Below are 22,985 nucleotides of genomic sequence, written 5' to 3' on the forward strand. Positions count from 1 at the left end.
TGATAAAAAAATAAACCCGCCAGAGGCGGGTTTTTGGTTTTTGCAGACCAGTGATGATTACTGCAGCAGCGAAATATCCGCCACGCGCAGGAATAGCTCACGCAGTTTTTCGAGCATGGAGAGACGGTTAATACGCAGGTCTTTATCCTCAACGTTCACCATCACCTTCTCGAAGAAGGCATCTACCGGCTCACGTAGCTCCGCCAGCTCGACCAGCGCTTCTTGATAGCGGCCTTCTGCAAAGTACGGCTCCAGCTTGTCGCGCAGAACAACGACCTGCATCGCCAGGGCGATCTCTTCTGCCTCTTTCAGCGTGGCAGCGTTGACGCGTTCAGTCAGCGTTTCGTCTGACTTCGCCAGAATATTGGAGACGCGCTTGTTCGCCGCCGCCAGCGCCGCAGCTTCTGGCAGAGAGCGGAAGTGCGAAACCGCCTTCATGCGGGCATCAAAGTCTGCCGGACGGGTCGGACGACGCGCCAGTACCGCCTGAATGGTGTCAACGGTATAGCCTTCATCCTGATACCAGGCGCGGAAGCGGCCCAGCATAAAGTCGATGACGTCATCTACCACCTTCGCGTTGGTCAGCTTGTCGCCGTACAGGCGTACCGCTTCCTCGGTGAGGGTTTGCAGATCCAGATTGAGGTTCTTCTCAACGATGATACGCAGCACGCCCAGCGCGGCACGACGCAGCGCAAACGGATCTTTGTCGCCTTTCGGATGCTGGCCGATACCAAAGATGCCCGCCAGGGTATCCATCTTATCGGCAATCGCTACCGCGCAGGCCACCAGGTTAGACGGCAGGTCGTCGCCGGCAAAGCGCGGCTGGTACTGCTCGTTCAGGGCAACGGCCACCTCTTCGGCTTCGCCGTCGTGACGGGCATAGTGCATCCCCATCACGCCCTGGGTGTCGGTAAACTCAAACACCATGTTGGTCATCAGGTCGCACTTGGAGAGCAGGCCTGCACGCTCGGCGTTTGCTACGTCGGCACCAATCTGAGCGGCAATCCAGCCGGAGAGCGCCATGATGCGGTCGGTTTTGTCGCGCAGGGTGCCCAGCTGCTGCTGGAACAGCACGGTCTGCAGGCGCGGGAGGTTGTCTTCCAGACGCTTCTTGCGGTCGGTATTGAAGAAGAACTCGGCGTCTGCCAGACGCGGGCGCACCACCTTCTCGTTACCGGAAACGATCTGCTGCGGATCCTTCGACTCAATGTTGGAGACGAAGATAAAGTTCGGCAGCAGCTTGCCGTCGTTGGCGTAGACCGGGAAGTATTTCTGGTCGCCCTTCATGGTGTAGACCAGCGCCTCAGCCGGCACGGCGAGGAACTTCTCTTCGAAGGTGGCGGTAAGCACTACCGGCCACTCCACCAGCGAGGCGACCTCTTCCAGCAGGCTTTCGCTCAGATCGGCATTGCCACCAATCTGGCGTGCCGCCGCTTCGGCGTCCGCTTTAATTTTCGCTTTACGCTGCTCGTAGTCTGCCATCACCTTGCCGCGCTCCAGCAGGATCTGCGGATACTGGTCGGCACTGTCGATGGTGAACTCCGGCTCGCCCATAAAGCGATGACCGCGGATCACGCGATCGGAGGCGATGCCGAGAATGGTCGCCGGAATGACGTCGCTGCCCAGCAGCAGGGTCACGGTGTGCACCGGACGCACGAACTGTACGTCGCTTGCGCCCCAGCGCATCAGTTTCGGGATCGGCAGCTTAGTCAGCGCGGTGGCGATCATGTTGGGCAGCAGCGCCTGCGCGCTTTCGCCTTTCACATGGGCGCGATAGAGCAGCCACTCGCCTTTATCGGTGGTCAGACGCTCGGCCTGGTCTACGGTGATACCGCAGCCGCGCGCCCAGCCCTCTGCCGCTTTGCTTGGTTTACCTTCGGCGTCAAACGCCTGGGAGATCGCCGGGCCGCGTTTTTCAACTTCGCGATCCGGCTGAGAGGCCGCAAGGTTAGCCACCTTCAGCGCCAGACGACGCGGCGCAGCAAACCACTCTACGCTGCCGTGGGCGAGGCCGGCTGCATCCAGCTCGGCGGTGACGTTCGCAGCAAAGGACTCTGCCAGGCTGCGCAGGGCTTTTGGTGGCAGCTCTTCAGTGCCAATCTCCACCAGAAAAGTTTTCTCAGACATGGCCGCCTCTTATTTGTTTCGGTTGCACATCGGGAAGCCAAGGGCTTCACGGGACGCATAGTAAGCCTCGGCAACGGCCTTGGTCAGCGTGCGGATGCGCAGAATGTAGCGCTGACGCTCCGTCACGGAGATGGCCTTACGCGCGTCCAGCAGGTTAAAGCTGTGGGCGGCCTTCAGAATACGTTCGTAGGCAGGCAGTGGCAGCGGGTTCTCCAGCGCCAGCAGCTGCTGTGCCTCTTTCTCATACTGCTCGAAGCAGGTGAAGAGGAAGTCAACGTCGGCATGCTCGAAGTTATAGGTGGACTGCTCCACTTCGTTCTGGTGGAACACGTCGCCGTAGGTGGTTTTCCCCAGCGGGCCGTCGCTCCACACCAGGTCGTAGACGCTGTCCACGCCCTGGATATACATCGCCAGGCGCTCGAGGCCGTAGGTGATCTCACCGGTCACCGGCTTACACTCGAGGCCGCCGACCTGCTGGAAGTAGGTAAACTGCGTCACTTCCATGCCGTTCAGCCACACTTCCCAGCCGAGACCCCAGGCACCCAGGGTCGGGTTTTCCCAGTTATCTTCAACGAAGCGAATATCGTGAATGGTCGGATCCATACCCAGCTCTTTCAGCGATCCGAGGTACAGCTCCTGAATATTGTCCGGCGACGGCTTGATGACAACCTGGAACTGATAGTAGTGCTGTAAGCGGTTCGGGTTTTCACCATAGCGGCCATCGGTCGGGCGGCGTGACGGCTGCACGTAGGCAGCGGCCATCGGCTCCGGGCCGAGCGCACGCAGGCAGGTCATAGGATGGGAGGTGCCTGCGCCAACTTCCATGTCCAAAGGTTGGACAATGGTGCAGCCCTGGCGAGCCCAGTAATCCTGTAAGGTCAGGATCAGGCCCTGGAAGGTCCGGGTATCAAACTTTTGCATATTATTTCGTGCTGGATACGTGTGGATTTAAAGGAAGCAGCCAGTATACCCATTGACCGCAAGATATACAGTACGAAACGGGGGTTGTTTAGAAAATTGGCCTGCTAACGCATGGAAAGGTGTAAAAATTGTCCATCAGGATCGAAGGCGCAGACGAAACGCTCTTCCCGCGGCGTCAGGCCGCGCATCTCGTAGCTGGCTTGAAACTGCACCATCCCGGTGACCGCAATGTTCTGTTCCCGGGTATTGTAGCGCTGCGCCGCCGTTTCGCGGCAGAGCTGCTCCATGCTCAGCGTCGTCGCCGGGCTTACCTTAGGCTTATGAGCAGGTTGCACGGCGGCCTGCTGCGTCGATCCACAGCCGACAAGCAGAAAAATCAGCGCCGTTATGCAACACTTTGTCATCATTTTAATCCCCGCAGGATGAGCTGGCTGTTATGTTATCTATTAGATAACACATGGTTATCGCTCTGTCATTGTTAGCGGGAGAAAGAGGGTCGGATGGCGTCAAAAATCAGCTGGATTGATAACCTACGCGGGATCGCCTGCTTAATGGTGGTGATGATCCACACCACCAGCGGATACATTACGGATGCGCAGAGCATCAGCCTGCTCAACTGGGATATCGCCAACGTCCTTAACTCGGCCTCGCGGGTCAGCGTCCCCCTGTTCTTTATGATCTCCGGCTACCTCTTCTTTGGCGAGCGCAGCGCCCAGCCGCGCAATTTTCTGCGCATTGCACTCTGCCTGCTCTTCTACAGCACCGTCGCTCTGCTCTACATCACTTTCTTTACCTCAATGAACAGCGAACTGAGCCTGCGCAACCTGCTGCAAAAGCCGGTCTTCTACCATCTGTGGTTTTTCTTCGCGATTGTGGTGATCTATCTGGTCTCGCCGCTGATTCAGGTAAAAAATGTCAGCGGTAAGATGCTGCTGGCGTTGATGGTGGTGCTGGGCATTTTGGCGAACCCCAATACCGTGCCGCTAAAGGCGGGCGGCGTGGAGTGGCTGCCGGTCAATCTCTATATCGCCGGAGACACCTTCTACTACGTGCTCTACGGCCTGCTCGGTCGCGCTATCGGCACGATGGATACCGATAAAAAATACCTTAACTGGATCTGCGGGGCGCTGTTTGTCGTCGCGGTGGTGATTATCTCGCGCGGGACGCTGTATGAACTACAGTGGCGCGGTGACTTCGCCGATACCTGGTATGTCTACTGTGGCCCGATGGTCTTTATCTGCGCGGTCTCGCTGCTGACGCTGGTGAAAAACAGGCTCAACACGCGCCCGCTGCCGGGGCTGGGATTAATTTCCCGCCACTCGCTGGGGATCTACGGCTTCCATGCGCTGGTGATCCACGCCCTGCGCACCCGCGGCGTCGAGCTGCCCTGGCCGGTGCCGGATATCGTGTGGATTTTCAGCGTGACGATTGTGATTAGCCTGCTGCTGTCGATGTTGTTACAGCGAATAGATAAGCGCAGGTTTGTAAGTTAAAGAGATGCCCGGCGGCGCTAACGCTTGCCGGGCCTGGGGATCACGACATCAACGGTAATAATTGCTGATAGATCTTACGGAAGGTCTCCCGCCGTGGCGCATACGTCCGATGGCGTTCCGCGTCCGGACGATGGGCCTGCTCCAGCGGTAGCTGCGGGAGGAGCTCCGCCAGCGGCGTCTGTGGATTAGCTGCAATTTGCGCCAGCCGCGCCGCGCCCAGCGCTGGGCCAACGTCACCCCCGGTGCGGTAGTCGAGCTGCTGACCGCTGATATCCGCCAGCATCTGCCGCCAGTAGGCGCTGCGCGCTCCGCCGCCGATCAGGGTGATGCTTTTCGGCGTCACGCCGCAGGCGTGCACCGCATCCATTCCGTCCGCCAGCGCATAGCCAACGCCCTCCAGCACCGCTCGGGCCAGCTCGCGCTGTCCATGCTGATGCGTCAGGCCAAAGAAAACGCCCTTCGCCTGCGGATTGTTGTGCGGAGTACGCTCTCCGGAGAGATAGGGTAAAAACCAGAGATCGCCCGCGCTATCGTCAGCCTGCTCCGCCGCGGCAATCAGCTCAGCGACCGAATCCAGCCCGGTGAGCGCCGCCGCCCAGTCGAGGCAGGAGGCTGCGCTGAGCATCACCGACATCAGATGCCAGCGATCGGGCAGCGCATGACAGAAACTGTGCACGGCGCTCTCTGGCTTGCTAAGGAAACCGTTGCTGACCGCGAAGTAGACCCCCGAGGTGCCCAGAGAGAGCATCGCCTGCCCGGCATCCGCCATGCCGACGCCCACCGCGCCCGCAGCGTTATCCCCGCCCCCGGCCACGACCGGTACGGCAGACATGCCCCATGCGGCCGCCACCTCCGGCAGCAGCGTGCCGGCAATCTCACTCCCTTCAAACAGGTTGGGCATGTTCTCGCGAGAGAGTCCGCAAGCGACGAGCATCTCATCGCTCCAGTCGCGTTTAGCCACGTCCAGCCACATGGTTCCCGCCGCGTCGGACATATCGCTGGCGTACTCGCCGGTCATGCGCAGACGCAGGTAATCTTTCGGCAGCAGCACCTTCGCTACCTGGGCAAATACGTCAGGCTCGTGGCGTTTTACCCACAGCAGCTTGGGGGCGGTAAAGCCGGGCATCATCAGGTTGCCGGTGATCTGGCGCGAGCCTGGCACCGCCGCCTCCAGCAGGGCGCACTCCTCTGCACAGCGACCGTCGTTCCACAGAATAGCCGGACGTAGAACGCAATTATCGCTGTCCAACAGCGTTGCACCGTGCATCTGCCCGGCAATGCCGATGGCCTTCACCCCGGCCAGCGCCTGCTGCTGACCCAGCGCCTTCAACGCACTGTTTGTCGCCTGCCACCACTGGTTGGGATCCTGTTCTGACCAGAGCGGATGCGGACGTGAGACGGAGAGCTTCTCGGTGTGCGAAGCCAGCATCTCGCCCTGCTCGTTCAGCAGAATAGCTTTTACACCCGACGTGCCCAGATCGATGCCGATATACATAGCGGGATTCCTTAATGAAAACGCCCGGTGGCGCTATGCTTACCGGGCCTACGGGCATTTATTTATCAAAAATATAGTGGTTAACCAGGTTCTCCAGCAGCTCCTGATGACCGCTCTGGTGCTGCGGGGCCAGATTTTGCTGTTCAGCGTACTTCGCCAGCTCGGTCAGCGTAAGCTGACCTTTCAGGATCTGCTGGCCCAGCTCACCATTCCAGCCCGCGTAGCGTTTCGCCACGCGCTTATCCAGCTCGCCATCTTCGATCATGCGGGCCGCCACCTTCAGCGCCAGCGCCATGGTGTCCATCGCGCCAATATGACCATAGAACAGATCGTATTTGTCGGTGCTCTGGCGACGCACTTTGGCATCAAAGTTCAGGCCGCCGGTGATAAAGCCCCCCGCCTTCACGATCTCATACATTACCAGCGCGTTCTCTTCGACGCTGTTCGGGAACTGGTCCGTATCCCAGCCCAGCTGCATGTCGCCGCGGTTGGCATCAACGGAGCCGAAAATACCCAGCGCAATGGCGGAGGCGATCTCATGGTGGAAGGAGTGCCCGGCCAGCGTGGCGTGGTTGGCCTCGATATTGACCTTGATCTCTTTCTCAAGGCCAAACTGTTTGAGGAAGCCATAGACCGTGGCCACGTCGTAGTCATACTGATGCTTGGTTGGCTCCTGCGGCTTCGGCTCAATAAGCAGCGTGCCCTGGAAGCCGATTTTATGCTTGTGCTCGACCACCATCTGCATAAAGCGGCCGATCTGCTCCCGCTCCTGGCGAAGATCGGTATTGAGCAGCGTTTCATACCCTTCCCGGCCGCCCCACAGCACGTAGTTTTCACCGCCCAGCTTATGGGTGGCGTTCATGGCGGTTACTACCTGGGTTGCCGCCCAGCTAAAGACTTCCGGATCCGGATTCGTCGCTGCGCCCGCGCCGTAGCGTGGGTGAGTGAAGCAGTTTGCCGTGCCCCACAGCAGCTTCACGCCGCTCTGCTGCTGCTTCTCGGCCAGGATGTCGGTCATAGTGGCAAAGTTATTGAGATACTCCTTCAGCGACGCCCCTTCCGGGGAGACATCCACATCGTGGAAGCAGTAGTAGGGAACGTTGAGCTTGTGGAAAAACTCAAAGGCCACGTCGGCTTTGCGTTTTGCCAGCGCCAGCGCATCGCCAGCCTGCTGCCACGGGCGCTCGAACGCGCCGACGCCAAACATATCCGCGCCGGTCCAGCAGAAGGTGTGCCAGTAGCAGGCGGCAAAGCGCAGGTGATCTTCCATCCGCTTGCCCAGCACCAGTTCATCCGGGTTGTAGTGGCGAAAGGCTAACGGGTTGGCGGTTTTCGGGCCTTCATAGCGAACGCGGTCAAGTTGGTCGAAATAGGCTTGCATATTCAGCTCCATAATCAATGTCTGCGGCAGGGGATATCAGTGGCATTAATAGTGGATATTCGCCGGGCGTTGCTCAATTACGTTATTTCACACTGCTATTGAGAGAATGCACAAACGTGCGCTGGCTCTCAAATATCCCTTTAGCGGCTTAAAATAAGATCGCGGTCATAAATTAGAAAATAAACCAAAAAACGTAATCAGAAGATAAAAATCAGTAATTGCCAGCCCGCAATAAGATGTTAAAAATTTGCTACGTCTGTCGCTGTGCATGTTTCTTTTATCTCAAGCCCGATAACCCTACAAAAGGTATTAATATTATGAAGATAAAGAACCTTTGCCTTACGCTTTGCGCCTCGCTGCTGCTTGCCAGCGCCGCGAGCCATGCTAAAGAGGTCAAGATTGGGATGGCCATTGACGATCTGCGCCTCGAACGCTGGCAAAAAGATCGCGATATCTTTGTTAAAAAAGCCGAATCGCTAGGAGCAGAAGTCTTCGTCCAGTCGGCGAACGGTAACGAAGAGACCCAGATGTCACAGATTGAAAATATGATCAACCGGGGCGTTGACGTGCTGGTGATTATTCCCTACAACGGCCAGGTATTGAGCAATGTGATAAAAGAGGCGAAGCAGGAGGGAATTAAAGTATTAGCCTACGACCGTATGATTAATAATGCCGACATCGATTTCTATATCTCTTTTGATAATGAAAAAGTAGGAGAAATGCAGGCGCAGAGCCTGGTCACCAAAGTACCCGAAGGCAATTATTTCCTGATGGGCGGCTCACCGGTGGATAATAACGCCAAGCTGTTCCGTGCGGGTCAGATGAAAGTATTAAAACCCTATATCGACAGCGGCAAAATTAAAGTGGTTGGCGACCAGTGGGCCGACGGCTGGCTGCCGGAAAACGCGCTGAAAATCATGGAAAACGCCCTGACCGCCAACAATAACAAAATCGATGCTGTTGTCGCCTCGAACGACGCCACCGCAGGCGGCGCAATCCAGGCCCTCAGCGCTCAGGGGCTGGCAGGTAAAGTCGCCATCTCCGGTCAGGATGCTGACCTTGCCGGGATCAAACGTATTATGAACGGCAGCCAGACCATGACCGTCTATAAGCCCATTACCGAGCTGGCAAATACCGCCGCTGAAATTGCCGTCGAGCTGGGAAATGGCCAGCAGCCGAAAGCCGATACCTCGCTAAATAATGGCCTGAAGGATGTTCCTGCCCGCCTGCTAACCCCTATCGAAGTGAATAAAGAGAATATCGACGCCACCGTAGTGAAAGACGGCTTCCATAAGAAAAGCGAGCTGTAAGCATCACACCCTCCCCCGGCACAACGGGGGAGCGCCTCAGGCACTGTTATTCCAACGATCCACGCGGAGCAGGTATGCCTTATTTACTGGAAATGAAAAACATCACCAAAGCGTTCGGCGCGGTTAAAGCCGTCGATAACGTGAGCCTGGCGCTGAACGCCGGCGAGGTGCTGGCCCTGTGCGGTGAAAACGGCTCGGGCAAATCCACCTTAATGAAGGTGCTGTGCGGCATCTACCCGCACGGCAGCTACGATGGCGAGATCCTCTTTGCCGGTGAGCCGCTCATCGCCAGCCATATCCGCGATACCGAACGCCGGGGTATTGCCATCATTCACCAGGAGCTGGCGCTGGTTAAGCACCTCACGGTGCTGGAGAATATCTTCCTGGGCGCGGAGCTGACCCATCACGGGGTGATGGATTACGACGCCATGACGCTGCGCTGCGACAAGCTGCTCAAGCAGGTTAGCCTCGCCATCTCGCCGGATACCCGGGTGGGCGATCTGGGCTTAGGCCAGCAGCAGCTGGTAGAGATTGCCAAGGCGCTCAACAAGCAGGTGCGGCTGCTGATCCTCGACGAGCCTACCGCCTCTCTCACCGAGCAGGAGACGGCGGTGCTGCTGGATATCATTCGCGACCTGCAAAACCACGATATTGCCTGCATCTACATTTCGCACAAGCTGAACGAGGTTAAGGCCATTGCCGACGTTATCTGCGTGATCCGCGACGGCAAGCCGGTGGGGATGCGCGACGCGGCGGGCATGAGCGAGGACGCCATCATCACCATGATGGTGGGCCGGGAGCTGACCGCGCTCTACCCGAGCGAGCCGCATACGGCGGGTGATGAGATCCTGCGCGTCGAGCATCTCACCGCCTGGCATCCTGTTAATCGACACATCAAGCGGGTAAACGACGTCTCCTTCTCCCTGCGGCGCGGAGAGATCTTAGGCATCGCCGGGCTAGTCGGTGCCGGGCGCACCGAGGCCGTGCAGTGCCTGTTTGGCGTCTGGCCTGGCCGCCATGAAGGCAGCGTCTTTATCGACGGCCAGCCGGTGAAGATAAGCAACTGTCAGCAGGCCATCGCCCACGGGATCGCCATGGTGCCCGAGGACCGGAAAAAAGATGGCATCGTGCCGGTGATGGCGGTCGGCAAGAACATTACCCTGGCGGCGCTGGATGATTTTTCCGGCACGCTAAGCACACTTGACGATGCCGCCGAGCAGCAGTGTATTTTGCAATCGCTCCAGCGGTTGAAGGTCAAAACCTCTTCGCCGGAGCTGGCGATTGGCCGTCTCAGCGGCGGCAACCAGCAGAAGGCGATCCTGGCCCGCTGCCTGCTGCTCAATCCGCGCATTCTGATCCTCGACGAACCCACACGCGGGATCGATATCGGCGCGAAGTATGAAATTTACAAGCTAATTAACCAGCTGGTACAGCAGGGCATTGCCGTCATCGTGATCTCATCCGAGCTGCCGGAGGTGCTGGGGCTGAGCGATCGGGTGCTGGTGATGCATGAAGGCCGGCTCAAGGCCAATCTCATCAATCACCATCTGACCCAGGAACAGGTTATGGAAGCGGCGCTGAGGAGCGAACATCATGTCGAAAAGCAATCCGTCTGAACTGAAGCTCGCCTCCCCGGCTCCCGGGGCGTTTAGCGGGCTGAAATCTCTCAACCTCCAGGTCTTTGTCATGATTGCCGCCATCGTGGCAATTATGCTCTTCTTTACCTGGATGACCGACGGCTCGTACCTGAGCGCGCGCAACATCTCTAACCTGCTGCGCCAGACCGCCATCACCGGCATCCTGGCGGTGGGGATGGTGTTTGTCATCATCTCCGCCGAGATCGACCTCTCCGTGGGTTCCATGATGGGCCTGCTGGGCGGCGCGGCGGCGATCTTTGACGTCTGGCTGGGCTGGCCGCTGCCGCTTACCGTGGCGGTGACGCTGGTGCTCGGGCTGCTGCTGGGCACCTGGAACGGCTGGTGGGTGGCGTACCGCAAGGTGCCGTCATTTATCGTCACCCTCGCGGGGATGCTGGCGTTTCGCGGCGTGCTGATTGGCATCACCAACGGCACCACCGTCTCGCCCACCAGCGCAGCGATGTCGCAGATTGGCCAGAGCTACCTGCCGGACGGGTTTGGCTTTGGCGTCGGTGCGCTGGGGCTGGTGCTGTTTGTGCTCTGGCAGTGGCGTGGACGGCTGCGTCGTCAGTCGCTGGGGCTGGCAACGTCGGCCTCCACCATGGTGGTCGGCAGGCAGGCGCTGATAGCGGTGGTTGTGCTGGGCGCGATCTGGCTGCTCAACGACTACCGTGGGGTGCCGACGCCGGTGCTGCTGCTGGTTTTCCTGCTGCTGGCGGGGATGTTTATGGCAACGCGCACCGCTTTTGGGCGGCGGATCTATGCCATCGGCGGCAACATTGAGGCGGCGCGCCTGTCGGGCATTAACGTCGAGCGCACCAAGCTGGCGGTATTCGCCATCAACGGCCTGATGGTAGCTATCGCCGGGCTGATCCTCAGCTCGCGCCTCGGCGCTGGCTCGCCGTCGGCGGGGAACATCGCCGAGCTGGACGCCATCGCCGCCTGCGTCATCGGCGGCACCAGCCTCGCGGGCGGGATCGGCAGCGTGGCGGGCGCGGTGATGGGGGCCTTTATTATGGCCTCGCTGGACAACGGCATGAGCATGATGGACGTCCCGACCTTCTGGCAGTACATCGTCAAGGGGGCGATCCTGCTGCTGGCGGTCTGGATGGACTCTGCCACAAAACGCCGCACATAACGAACAAATTACAGGGATGATCACACTGCCGGGGAATATCTCTCCGGCTTTGTGCTGATTATGGTAATCAGAAACGAGGATTTATCAGGAAGAGATCAACATGTTTGCCAAGCGCCACCGGATCACGCTGCTGTTTAACGCCAACAAAGCCTACGATCGCCAGGTCGTTGAGGGCGTTGGTGAATATCTTCAGGCTTCCCAGTCAGAGTGGGACATCTTTATTGAGGAAGATTTCCGTACCCGCCTCGACAATATCAAAGAGTGGCTGGGGGACGGCGTCATCGCCGACTTCGACGATGACGAGATCGAACGCGTGCTGGCCGACGTTGGCGTGCCAGTCGTCGGGGTAGGCGGCTCTTACCATCGACCAGAGGATTACCCGGCGGTGCACTACATCGCCACCGATAACTACGCCCTGGTAGAGAGCGCCTTTCTGCATCTGAAAGAGAAAGGGGTGCACCGCTTCGCCTTCTATGGCCTGCCCGCTGCCAGCGGTAAAGGCTGGGCGGCGGAGCGGGAGCACGCCTTTCGCCAGCTGGTCGCGCAGGAGAAGTATCGCGGCGTGGTCTACCAGGGGCTACAGACCGCTCCTGAAAACTGGCAGCACGCCCAGAACCGCCTCGCCGACTGGCTACAAACCCTGCCGCCGCAGACCGGCATCATCGCCGTGACCGACGCCCGCGCCCGCCACGTGTTGCAGGTGTGCGAGCATCTGCATATCCCGGTCCCGGAGAAGCTGTGCGTGATTGGTATCGATAACGAGGAGCTGACGCGCTACCTGTCACGCGTAGCGCTCTCATCGGTGGCGCAGGGTACGCGGCAGATGGGCTACCAGGCGGCGAAGCTGCTGCACCGCCTGCTGGATAACGAGGCAATGCCTCTTCAGCGGCTGCTGGTGCCGCCGGTGCGGGTGGTGGCCCGGCGCTCGACGGATTACCGGTCGCTCAACGACCCGGCGGTGATCCAGGCCATGCACTACATTCGCAATCACGCCTGCAAAGGGATTAAGGTGGATCAGGTGCTGGACGCGGTAGGGATCTCGCGATCGAACCTGGAGAAGCGTTTTAAAGAGGAAGTGGGCGAAACCATTCACGCGATGATCCACGCCGAGAAGCTGGAGAAAGCGCGCAGCCTGCTGATCTCGACCTCGCTGTCGATTAACGAGATTTCACAGATGTGCGGCTACCCGTCGCTGCAATACTTCTATTCGGTGTTTAAAAAAGAGTACGGCAGCACGCCGAAGGATTATCGGGATCGTTATAGCGAGATAGTGATGTAGGTCGGGTAAGCGTAGCGCCACCCGACACAATCATTACATATGCGCTGCAATTAACCGCTGGTTGTCCTGATACATGGCAAACAGGTAGTTGTTATAGCGCTTACCCTGCGTCGAATAGCCGCTGAGCTTGTGGATCATGGTGCTGGCAGTCACTTCCTGATCCTCTTTGCGCAGCTGCGCACGGGATTTACGGAACGAGGCATACGCCGGGTTGGTGTTGAGGTTAGCCGCGTAGGCGCCCACTGACTCTTTGACCGAGTCAAACTGAGAGTAGCCTTTCACCTTGCCCGGGCCGTTGTTACAGCGGCCTTTCGCACACTTCATACCGAACAGGTTGTTGTTGTTGCGGGCCAGCTTCGAGGTTCCCCAGCCGCTCTCGGCCGCCGCCATGGTGGCAACCATGCTGTCAGGGATAATGTCGACGCGATCCAGCAGCGTATTCCACGGGATACGGCGGGTATTACCCGACCAGCTCACCTTGTAACGCTTGGCAATGTCTTTCAGACGCGCACGCTCGGTCGGCGACCAGCGATTGTCGTACTGTTTAGAAACCAGCCAGTTGCGCTCGGCAGTAATCGCAGCATTTTGGCTAGTGATGTAGGGCATAACCGTCCGGAGAAACGCCTTTTTCCTTGGTGTTCCGGAAGGGTATTTTCGCAAATCAGGAAGTGAACTGCTCTTTGCACTATTGCGAGAATACTCTTGTTTACTGCTTGCCAGCTTACTACTAACTTTTTTACTGCTAACCTTTTTACTGCTAATCGTTTTACTGCTAACCTTTTTAGTACTGCTTAACGTTTTACTGTGCTTATGGCTGCTTGTGTGGGCTTTGTAACTCGTTGTCTGTGCGTGCGTTTTCGCAATCACCTCACCTGAAAATGCCGCGGTGAGTAACATGAGTATCGCAGCCCCATATCGTCGAATGGGAGTCGATATCATTAGGTCTCCTGGTCGGATTGATGCATTCCAACACCTTATTTTTACAAGATTTTGAGAGCGGAATCTCAAATTGTATCAAAAATACCCCTCGGGAGCACCCTAAGAAATAGTCCATTTCCTAATTGGTGTCATCAGCCAAACGGGTCTATAGAGGCAAAAATAGTCATAAAGTGTGTGGCCTCTCGCAAATTTCCGCTTAAATGTGAAGCAGATCGCTCAGCCTTTGACCTCCTCCCCGGTACTCGCCCCGCAGGGATGAGTTTGCCTTGCACAACGGGTGGCACACTGATGAAAAACCTGGAGAGGACGCCACCATGCAACGCTGTGCCCTTGCGCTTTTATTGCTCCCCATTACTGCCTGGTCTGAATGGACCGCGCCCGGCTTTCCTGCATTCAGCGCCACCGGCAGCGGGGTCTATCACAGCGAGGCTACGTTCAAAAAGGGTACCACTCCTCTCACCTTAAAAAGTGATAATCAGTGCTGGCAGCCCGCCAGCGCACCTAAGCTCAATCAGATTCTGTCGCTTCAGCCCTGCGCCGGTGACGCGCCGCAGTGGCGAATTTTTCGCGACGGCGACTACGCGCTACAGATAGATACCCGCTCGGGCACGCCGACGCTGATGCTGACGGTTGCCGCCCCGCCGGAAGCGGAGGCCAGCAGCACCGCCCTGCGCCAGTGTCCGGCATGGGACGGCAAACCGCTGACGATTGACGTGAGTAAAACCTTTGCCGAGGGCAGTCAGGTGCGTGACTTCTATAGCCAGCAGGTTGCCACGGTGGAAGGGGGAAACGTTACGCTTCAGCCTGATGCCAAAAGTGGCGGCCTGCTGCTGCTTGAACAGGCCGATGCCCCTGCGGATGCCCCCTTTAGCTGGCAAAACGCCACCGTCTACTTTGTTCTTACCGACCGCTTCGTCAACGGCGACCCGGCCAATGACGGCAGCTACGGCCGCCATAAAGATGGCATGCAGGAGATCGCCACCTTTCACGGCGGCGATTTGAAGGGGCTGACCAGCAAGCTGGACTACCTCGCCGGGCTGGGTGTTAACGCGCTGTGGGTCAGCGCACCCTTTGAGCAGATCCACGGCTGGGTGGGCGGCGGTACCAAAGGCGACTTCCCGCACTACGCCTATCACGGTTACTACACCCTCGACTGGACGAAACTGGATGCCAACATGGGCAGCGAAGCGGATCTGCATGCGCTGGTGGACGGCGCGCACCAGCGCGGCATCCGCGTGCTGCTCGATGTGGTGATGAACCACACCGGCTACGCCACCCTGGCGGATATGCAGACTTACCAGTTTGGCGCGCTCTACTTACAGGGCGAGGAGCGGGAGAAGATCCTTGGCGATACATGGACGGACTGGCGGCCCACCGCCGGACAAAACTGGCACAGCTTCAATGACTACATCAACTTTAGCGATGCCGCCGCGTGGGAGACGTGGTGGGGCAAAAACTGGATCCGCACCGACATCGGCGACTACGACAGCCCCGGCTTTGACGATCTCACGATGTCCCTCGCCTTCCTGCCGGATATCAAGACCGAATCTACCACTCCTTCGGGACTGCCGGTCTTCTATCAGCATAAGCCCGACACACGGGCTAAAGAGATCGATGGCTATACGCCGCGCGACTACCTGACCCACTGGCTGAGCCAGTGGGTAGGCGAGTACGGCATCGACGGTTTCCGGGTCGATACCGCCAAGCATGTTGAGATGGCCGCGTGGCAGCAGCTAAAGACTCAGGCGACGACGGCCCTGGCCGAGTGGAAGCAGGCTAATCCGGAGAAAAAGCGTGACGATGCGACGTTCTGGATGACCGGCGAGGCCTGGGGCCATGGCGTGATGCAGAGCGAATACTATCGCCATGGCTTTGATGCGATGATCAACTTTGATTATCAGGAGCAGGCGGCAAAGGCCACAGAGTGCCTGGCAAATATGGTACCGATCTGGCAGCAGATGGCGGATAAATTGCAGGATTTTAACGTCCTGAGCTATCTCTCCTCACACGATACGCGCCTGTTCCGTGAGGGTGGCCAGCGAGCCGCTGAGCTTTTGCTCCTGGCTCCCGGTGCGGTACAAATATTCTATGGTGATGAGTCGGCACGCCCCTTTGGCCCTACCGGCTCTGACCCGCTGCAGGGCACCCGATCCGATATGAACTGGCAGGACGTCAGCGGTCAATCGGCGGCCACCGTTGCGCACTGGCAGAAGCTCGGGCAGTTCCGCGCCCGTCACCCTGCCGTAGGAGCAGGTAAACAGTCGCCGCTGGAGCTAATCCAGGGTAGCGGATTTATGCGTGAAAGCGGCACAGATAAAATCATGGTGGTGTGGGCAGGAAAGGAGAATTAAATTCTCTCTTATAATCTGTCTTTGGCATAAAAATTCAAACCGCGAGCAGGCGACAGATTTGCACCGCGCCTGCGCTAGCGTTAAGGTGTGCCAATTTTAAAATCAGACCGACAGAACACCTGCTATGACATTCTCACTTTTCGGCGACAAATTTACCCGCCATTCAGGCATCACGCGCCTGATGGAGGATCTTAACGACGGTCTGCGCACCCCCGGCGCTATTATGTTAGGCGGCGGCAACCCGGCGCAGATCCCGGAGATGACCGACTACTTCCAGAAACTGCTGGCAGATATGCTCGCCTCCGGCAAAGCGACTGATGCGCTGTGCAATTATGACGGCCCGCAGGGTAAAACCGAGCTGCTGACTGCCCTCGCCGATATGCTGCGCACCACGCTGGGTTGGGATATTGAGCCACAGAATATTGCACTGACTAACGGCAGCCAAAGCGCGTTTTTCTACTTGTTCAATCTGTTTGCTGGTCGCCGTGCCGATGGAACCACCAGGAAGGTGCTCTTCCCGCTGGCGCCGGAGTACATCGGCTATGCGGATTCCGGGCTGGAAGAGGATCTCTTTGTCTCTGCCCGTCCCAATATCGAACTGCTGCCGGGCGGCCAGTTTAAGTATCACGTTGACTTTGAACATCTGCATATTGGCGAAGAGACCGGCATGATCTGCGTCTCCCGGCCAACTAACCCTACCGGCAACGTCATTACCGACGAGGAGCTGATCAAGCTGGACGCCCTCGCCAACCAGCACGGAATCCCGCTGGTGATCGATAATGCCTATGGCGTGCCCTTCCCGGGCATTATCTTCAGCGAGGCGCGTCCGCTGTGGAACCCGAACACTATTCTCTGCATGAGCCTCTCCAAGCTAGGCCTGCCGGGCAGCCGCTGCGGCATTATCATCGCCAATGAGCAGACCATCTCGGCGATCCGCAACATGAATGGCATCATCAGCCTTGCCCCCGGCGGCATCGGCCCGGCAATGATGTGCGAGATGATCAAGCGTAACGACCTGCTGCGCCTGTCGGAGACGGTAATCAAGCCGTTCTACTACCAGCGTGTACAGGAGACGATGGCCACGCTGCGCCGCTACCTGCCGGAGGAGCGCTGTCTCATCCACAAACCCGAGGGAGCCATCTTCCTCTGGCTATGGTTTAAAGACCTGCCGATCACCACCGAGCTGCTCTACCAGCGGCTGAAAAAGCGCGGCGTGCTGATGGTGCCCGGCGACTTTTTCTTCCCGGGCCTCGACAAGCCCTGGCCGCATACCCACCAGTGCATGCGCATGAACTACGTGCCGGACCCGGATAAGATCGAAGCCGGGGTGAAAATCCTCGCTGAAGAGGTTGAGCTGGCCTGGCAGGAGCGCACCTGTTAACGCAGCTGGAGACGCGCTACAACCGGCCAGCGGCGGAAACCCTCGCGGCGCGTGCGCGGCTGGCCGGATCGATGCAGCTTAGCGCCTGAGTCGGACAGGCCTGCACGCAGGCTGGTCCGCTTGCCGCGTGGCGGCAGAGATCGCACTTCAGCGCCTGCGCCGTTTCGTAAATGAAGGTGACCTGCATTGCGCCGAAGGGACAGGCAATCATGCAGCTTTTGCAGCCAATACAGCGCGCCTGTTCGACGACAATCGCCCCGCTTTCGCGATAGATTGCCTGAACTGGGCAAGCATTTGCGCACGGTGCGTCCTCGCAGTGTTGGCAGGTAATGGCCGTGGTGAACGAGCCTGTTTTTACGACCTTAATACGAGACGTAAACGCAACGGGCGAGACGGCCGCGCAGTCCTGATTCGCCTGATGCGACACCACGCAGGCCACCTCGCAGGTGCGACAGCCGATGCATTTCGCTGAATCAGCAATGATAAAGTGGTTCATTCCCCGCTCCGCATAGCGCTAAAAACCCAGCGTGCCAGAGAATGCCAGCTGCGTGCTTTGATCCCACCGGGGAAAGCGAACGGATTTGTCATCTGCCCGAAAGATTCTGGCGCTATGTCTGAATGCTCAGGAGTTAATATGCTCCTTACAGTATCGCCGCTTCCAGATAGCGGGCGTCAGGCCGGTATGCTTGCGGAAGATTTGCCGGAAATAGCCTACGTCGCTAAAACCGCACAGGCCAGCAACCTCTTTAAGGGAGCGGGCATCGCTAATCAGGAGCTTCTCAGCTGCCCGCACGCGCTGGCGATGAATGGCTTCGGTGAGCGTCAGGTGAAAAACGCGGCGATAGACCCGTCCCAGGTAATCTGCGTTGCAGTGAAGCTCTCTGGCGAGAGAGCTGGTGGAGAGCGGGAGGTGAAAGCGAGTGCGAATAAGCTGCTGTGCTTTCCAGGCAAGGGCGACGCCGCTGTCGTTGCGCTCATCCCTGATCTGCTCGCCTGGGGTCATCTGCTGCAAAATCATCAGCAGGATAAACTCAAGCGCTGCCGTTCGCTCCAGCTTCTCCTGCTCGCTTAAAAACTGCCGAAACAGAGCGATCATGTACTGCGGATCGCGGATCCGTATATGCTGTGGAATTGATAGCGTACTTATCCACGATGAACTGTTAGCCTCTGCATTTACCTCAAAATGCAGCCAGTAAAATTTTAGATCCGCCGGGAAATCATCGACGCCGACATGCCTGCGCTGCGGCCAGAGCAGCAGGCTCTCTCCGGCATTAACCTGAAATAGCCTCTCCTCTTCACGGATCGCCAGCGTTCCCTTTTCAACAAAAATAACCTCCCACGAAGTAAGCCTGCGTGAAGGGTGCCTGCCAATACCCCGAGAGATAAACAGTCCGCCATTTTGTACCTTGACCGGAAGCGCTATGGATAATTCGAGCATAGATATGTCAATTCTCGCTTTTCAAACCGCTAATCAACATTTTTGTATTTGATTATTAATAAATTAATGCGCCTTTGCCCGATCGGCTTCACGTTTTCGTAACGAGGTCGGAATCGTCATCTTTTTATACTTCTTTGTTGCCTTGTTGCTCGCGGCTTTAAGGGCAGAATTAGACAGGTCATTTCCAATAACAGCGCTGCCCTTACGGGCGGATAGCTACAAAAGAGATCTCCACCCTACGAGGAGTTATCTATGACCTCTACACCGATTACCCAGACAGATATTGCTCAGGGAGCGGTTGACGATAAACTGTCGATTCGCGAAAAAGTAGGCTACGGCCTGGGCGACGCAGGCGGCACGGTCATCACCTGCCTGATCATGAATTTTCTCACCTTTTTCTATACCGACGTTTTCGGTCTGACCCCGGCGCTGGTGGGCACGCTGTTTATCGCCCTGCGCGTTTTTGACGCCGTTTCCGATCCGATTATGGGCATCATCGCCGACCGCACGCAAAGCCGCTGGGGACGCTTCCGTCCCTGGCAGCTGTGGGTGGCGATCCCTATCGGCATCATTGGCGTTCTGACCTTTACCGTGCCGGACGCCAGCATGGGGGTAAAAATCGCCTGGGCGTTTGGTACCTATCTGCTGCTCTCCGTCGGCTACACCGCAATTAACGTCCCCTACTGCGCGCTGATTAATACCATGACCACGCGCCATAGCGAGGTGATCTCCTGTCAGTCCTGGCGCTTTGTGCTGTGCGGCGTCGCGGGTTTCCTGGTCTCGGTCGGCCTGCCGTGGATGGTCGATCTCTTCGGCCAGGGCAGTGCAGCCCGAGGTTACCAGCTGGGCGTCGGCGTGCTGTGTGCAATTGCCGTTGTGATGTTCCTGTGCTGTTTCTTCTGGGTGCGTGAGCGGGTGCCGCTGGCGCTGATGGGCAAATTTACCCTGCGTGAGCACCTGGCCGGGCTGCTTAAAAACGATCAGCTGCTGTTAATGCTGGTGATGTCCTTCCTGCTGATTAACGTCTTCAACATTCGCGGCGGGGGTTACATGTACTTCATCACCTACGTGCTGGAGGGCAGTACGGCCTACACCTCGCTGTTTTTTACGATGGTGACCTTCGCCTCGATCCTCGGCTCCGTTATCGTCAACCCGCTCACTCGCCGTATCGATGCCGTTAAGCTCTACTACTACACCAACCTGGTGCTGGCCGCGCTGGCCGTCGGTATGTGGTTTTTGCCGGGCGGCCCGCAGTATCAAACGCTATGGCTGGCGGTCATCCTGGGTAACGGCATTATCCTTGGCTTTACCCTGCCGCTGCACTTCTCCCTGATGGCTTTCTCCGATGACTACGGCGAGTGGAAAACCGGCGTGCGCTCGTCGGGCATGAACTTCGCGTTCAACCTGTTCTTTATCAAGCTCGCCTGGGCCTCAAGCGCGGGAATTATCAGCCTGGTGTTTATTGCCGTGGCCTACCAGCCCGGCACAGGCAATCAGACCACCGCCTCGCTGCAGGGGATCACCACCATGGAAACCCTGCTGCCTGCCCTGTTCCACCTGCTGCTGGCGCTGGCGGTTCGCGTCTGCAAGCTCAATAACCCAATGATGGCGCGTATTTCCACTGACCTGCGCCAGCGTCATGTCCAGTCCTGAGGAGAAGATGATGACTATCATGGAAACCGACCTGCATAAGCTTAACGTCACCGATCCGTTTTTAGGCCAGTACCAGCGACTGGTGCGCGACGTGGTGATCCCCTATCAGTGGGATGCGCTGAATGACCGCATTCCGGAAGCCGATCCCAGCCATGCCATTGAAAACTTCCGCATTGCTGCGGGTCTCTCTGAGGGCGAGTTCTACGGCATGGTTTTCCAGGACAGCGACGTCGCAAAGTGGCTGGAAGCCGTGGCCTGGTCACTGTGCCAGAAACCCGATGCTGAGCTTGAGAAAACGGCCGATGAGGTGATTGCGCTCGTGGCGGCAGCGCAGCGTGAGGATGGCTACCTGAACACGTACTTCACGGTAAAAGCCCCTGCCGAGCGCTGGACCAACCTTGCCGAATGCCATGAGCTGTACAGCGCCGGACATATGATCGAGGCGGCAGTGGCGTATTTTCAGGCCACCGGCAAGCGCAGCCTGCTGGAGGTAGCCTGCCGCCTGGCGAACCATATCGACAGCGTGTTTGGTCCTGGCGTTAACCAGCTTCAGGGTTACGACGGCCACCCGGAAATTGAGCTGGCCCTGATGCGCCTGTTTGAGGTGACCCAGCAGACCCGCTATCGCGATCTGGTGAACTTCTTCGTTGAGCAGCGCGGCACGCAGCCACACTTTTACGATAGAGAGTTTGCGCAGCGCGGTGGCACCTGGTTCTGGCCCAACCATGGTACGGCATGGATGGTGAACGATAAGGCCTATAGTCAGGCGCACCTGCCGCTTGCCGAGCAGCAGAGCGCTATTGGCCATGCGGTGCGCTTTGTCTATCTGATGACAGGCGTCGCCCACCTGGCGCGGCTCTCCGGCAATGAGCGCTTGCGTCAGGACTGCCTGCGGCTGTGGCAAAACATGGCCCAGCGCCAGCTCTATATCACCGGCGGCATCGGCTCACAAAGCCGGGGAGAGGCGTTCAGCAGCGATTACGACCTGCCGAACGATACCGTCTACGCCGAGAGCTGCGCCTCGATCGGGCTGATGATGTTTGCCCGCCGGATGCTGGAGCTGGAGGGTGACGGTCAGTATGCCGACGTGATGGAGCGTGCGCTCTATAACACCGTGCTGGGCGGCATGGCGCTCGACGGTAAACATTTCTTCTATGTCAATCCGCTAGAGATCGCCCCAAAATCGCTGAAGTTTAATCATATTTACGACCATATCCAGCCGGTTCGCCAGCGTTGGTTCGGCTGCGCCTGCTGTCCACCGAATATTGCCCGCCTGCTGACCTCCATCGGCCATTACATCTATACCCCGCGCCCCGATGCCCTGTTTATCAATCTCTATATAGGCAATCGCGTAGAGATCCCCGTGGGGGATACGGCGCTGCGGGTGAGTATCAGTGGCAACTACCCGTGGCAGGAGAACGTTGAGGTGCGTATCGACTCCTCCCACCCGGTGCAGCATACGCTGGCTCTACGCCTGCCGGAGTGGTGCAGCGATCCGCAAGTTTTGCTCAACGGCGAAGCGGTACGGGGTGAGGTGCGCAAAGGCTATATGCATCTCAGTCGGCTCTGGCATGAAGGCGACACGCTATCGCTAACGCTGCCCATGCCGGTCCGTCGTGTGTATGGCAACCCGCTGGTGCGCAGCGTCGCTGGCAAGGTGGCGATCCAACGCGGCCCGCTGGTCTACTGCCTTGAAGAGGCGGACAACGGCGAGGCGCTGCATAATGTCTGGCTACCTAAAGAGAGCCAATTCAAACTTGTTGAAGGGAAAGGGATATTTGCCCATAAGATGCTTATTCAGGCCGAAGGTGCGAAGCAGGTTGCCGCCCAGGCAGAGCAGCAGCCGCTGTGGCACTTCGATGATGCACCCAGCAGCCGGGAGCCGCAAACCCTGACCTTTATTCCGTGGTTTAGCTGGGCCAATCGCGGCGAGGGGGAAATGCGCGTTTGGGTGAACGAGGGGTAATGTTCAGCCATGGTAATGCCGGGTAAGCGCAGCGCCACCCGGCAAAGTATAAGATTCAGCGACCTGGCAGCACACGTCTTGCAGCCTCTGCCAGAAAGGCGCTTCGGTTACTGTAGTCAGGGTGCTCACGAACAAAGTGGTCGATTTTTGTTAATAAACGCTTTGGTAACGTGATATTGATTCGTTCTGCACGGCCATCAAACTGGTTGATGTTTATATCAACCAGTAACCATTGCCCGCCTATAAAATCAGCAGGATTACTTTCCAGATGCGCTTCTATCGATCCCGGGCCAGGGAGCGTTTCCTGAGTTTCACAAAGTAATTCAAAGTGTGCCGTTAAGGCCTCTTTCGCATCCCGAAAGGCATCATCTAACGTATCGCCAGCAAAGAAGCAGCCCGGCACATCCGGAAAGAAACCACTGGCGCTGCCGTCAGGATCGGCATGAATATAAGCCGGATAAAACATAGAGACTCCT

18 protein-coding genes are annotated in these 22,985 nt (G+C 57.9%); 9 read left to right on the forward strand and 9 right to left on the reverse strand.

From position 1 onward, the window contains the following. Nucleotides 1–57 precede the first annotated feature (57 nt). From glyS to RTN40_RS08800, 3 genes are all read right to left on the reverse strand, one after another. Nucleotides 58–2,127: a glycine--tRNA ligase subunit beta gene (glyS, locus tag RTN40_RS08790; RefSeq protein ID WP_312228132.1), complete on the reverse strand. Its 2,070-nt coding sequence runs from the start codon at nt 2,125–2,127 to the stop codon at nt 58–60. A 9-nt stretch (nt 2,128–2,136) separates the two neighbouring features. Further along, complete coding sequence (gene glyQ / locus RTN40_RS08795; RefSeq protein WP_042393986.1) at nt 2,137–3,048, reverse strand: glycine--tRNA ligase subunit alpha; 912 nt, start codon at nt 3,046–3,048, stop codon at nt 2,137–2,139. A 104-nt stretch (nt 3,049–3,152) separates the two neighbouring features. Continuing rightward, a complete protein-coding gene (locus RTN40_RS08800) occupies nt 3,153–3,455 on the reverse strand; it encodes a YsaB family lipoprotein (RefSeq protein ID WP_312228133.1) in 303 nt (100 codons plus the stop codon). Nucleotides 3,456–3,548: 93 nt separating this feature from the next. Here RTN40_RS08800 and RTN40_RS08805 point away from each other — a divergent pair, with 93 nt between their 5' ends. After that, the gene (locus RTN40_RS08805) at nt 3,549–4,541 is read left to right on the forward strand and encodes an acyltransferase (protein ID WP_312228134.1); all 993 of its coding nucleotides are present in this window, start codon (nt 3,549–3,551) and stop codon (nt 4,539–4,541) included. 40 nt (nt 4,542–4,581) lie between these two features. Here RTN40_RS08805 and xylB read toward each other — a convergent pair whose 3' ends face one another. Both xylB and xylA read right to left on the reverse strand, forming a co-directional pair. Further along, a complete protein-coding gene (gene xylB, locus RTN40_RS08810) occupies nt 4,582–6,036 on the reverse strand; it encodes a xylulokinase (RefSeq protein ID WP_312228135.1) in 1,455 nt (484 codons plus the stop codon). A gap of 58 nt (nt 6,037–6,094) precedes the next feature. Then, nucleotides 6,095–7,417 carry a xylose isomerase gene (gene xylA / locus RTN40_RS08815; protein ID WP_042394153.1) on the reverse strand — a complete coding sequence of 441 codons (1,323 nt, stop codon included), beginning with the start codon at nt 7,415–7,417 and terminating at the stop codon, nt 6,095–6,097. A 317-nt stretch (nt 7,418–7,734) separates the two neighbouring features. On the opposite strand from xylA, the gene xylF reads away from it, so the two are divergent. The 4 genes from xylF to xylR all read left to right on the forward strand — a co-directional run bounded on the left by xylF (nt 7,735) and on the right by xylR (nt 12,781). Next, nucleotides 7,735–8,727, forward strand: a complete 993-nt coding sequence (gene xylF, locus RTN40_RS08820) for a D-xylose ABC transporter substrate-binding protein (protein ID WP_312211754.1) — start codon at nt 7,735–7,737, stop codon at nt 8,725–8,727. A 74-nt stretch (nt 8,728–8,801) separates the two neighbouring features. Continuing rightward, nucleotides 8,802–10,343, forward strand: a complete 1,542-nt coding sequence (locus RTN40_RS08825) for a xylose ABC transporter ATP-binding protein (protein ID WP_312211753.1) — start codon at nt 8,802–8,804, stop codon at nt 10,341–10,343. Next, nucleotides 10,321–11,502 carry a xylose ABC transporter permease XylH gene (gene xylH, locus RTN40_RS08830; protein WP_312211752.1) on the forward strand — a complete coding sequence of 394 codons (1,182 nt, stop codon included), beginning with the start codon at nt 10,321–10,323 and terminating at the stop codon, nt 11,500–11,502. Before RTN40_RS08825 ends, xylH begins: the two co-directional genes overlap by 23 nt. 100 nt (nt 11,503–11,602) lie before the next feature. After that, a complete protein-coding gene (gene xylR, locus RTN40_RS08835) occupies nt 11,603–12,781 on the forward strand; it encodes a D-xylose utilization transcriptional activator XylR (RefSeq protein WP_312228136.1) in 1,179 nt (392 codons plus the stop codon). Nucleotides 12,782–12,814: 33 nt separating this feature from the next. Here the strand turns inward: xylR and RTN40_RS08840 are convergent, their stop codons facing one another. Continuing rightward, the gene (locus tag RTN40_RS08840; RefSeq protein WP_312228137.1) at nt 12,815–13,720 is read right to left on the reverse strand and encodes a protein bax; all 906 of its coding nucleotides are present in this window, start codon (nt 13,718–13,720) and stop codon (nt 12,815–12,817) included. A gap of 314 nt (nt 13,721–14,034) precedes the next feature. Here RTN40_RS08840 and RTN40_RS08845 point away from each other — a divergent pair, with 314 nt between their 5' ends. Then, the gene (locus RTN40_RS08845) at nt 14,035–16,071 is read left to right on the forward strand and encodes an alpha-amylase (protein ID WP_312228138.1); all 2,037 of its coding nucleotides are present in this window, start codon (nt 14,035–14,037) and stop codon (nt 16,069–16,071) included. Between the two features lie 124 nt (nt 16,072–16,195). Beyond that, a complete protein-coding gene (avtA, locus tag RTN40_RS08850) occupies nt 16,196–17,452 on the forward strand; it encodes a valine--pyruvate transaminase (RefSeq protein WP_312228139.1) in 1,257 nt (418 codons plus the stop codon). A 16-nt stretch (nt 17,453–17,468) separates the two neighbouring features. On the opposite strand, the gene RTN40_RS08855 is transcribed toward avtA, so the two are convergent. Next, nucleotides 17,469–17,948 carry a 4Fe-4S dicluster domain-containing protein gene (locus RTN40_RS08855; protein ID WP_312228140.1) on the reverse strand — a complete coding sequence of 160 codons (480 nt, stop codon included), beginning with the start codon at nt 17,946–17,948 and terminating at the stop codon, nt 17,469–17,471. A 126-nt stretch (nt 17,949–18,074) separates the two neighbouring features. Further along, on the reverse strand, nt 18,075–18,890 hold the full coding sequence (locus tag RTN40_RS08860) for a helix-turn-helix domain-containing protein (protein ID WP_312228141.1): 816 nt from the start codon (nt 18,888–18,890) through the stop codon (nt 18,075–18,077). A 252-nt stretch (nt 18,891–19,142) separates the two neighbouring features. Between RTN40_RS08860 and RTN40_RS08865 the strand changes: the two genes are divergently transcribed. After that, on the forward strand, nt 19,143–20,543 hold the full coding sequence (locus RTN40_RS08865) for an MFS transporter (RefSeq protein WP_312228142.1): 1,401 nt from the start codon (nt 19,143–19,145) through the stop codon (nt 20,541–20,543). 10 nt (nt 20,544–20,553) lie between these two features. Further along, a complete protein-coding gene (locus tag RTN40_RS08870; RefSeq protein WP_312228143.1) occupies nt 20,554–22,509 on the forward strand; it encodes a glycoside hydrolase family 127 protein in 1,956 nt (651 codons plus the stop codon). A gap of 55 nt (nt 22,510–22,564) precedes the next feature. On the opposite strand, the gene RTN40_RS08875 is transcribed toward RTN40_RS08870, so the two are convergent. Further along, complete coding sequence (locus RTN40_RS08875; RefSeq protein WP_312228144.1) at nt 22,565–22,975, reverse strand: type II toxin-antitoxin system HicB family antitoxin; 411 nt, start codon at nt 22,973–22,975, stop codon at nt 22,565–22,567. Nucleotides 22,976–22,985 lie beyond the last annotated feature (10 nt).

Origin of the sequence: Pseudescherichia sp. (assembly GCF_031987975.1) — a bacterium.
In the GTDB taxonomy this organism is placed as follows: Bacteria; Pseudomonadota; Gammaproteobacteria; order Enterobacterales; family Enterobacteriaceae; genus Pseudescherichia.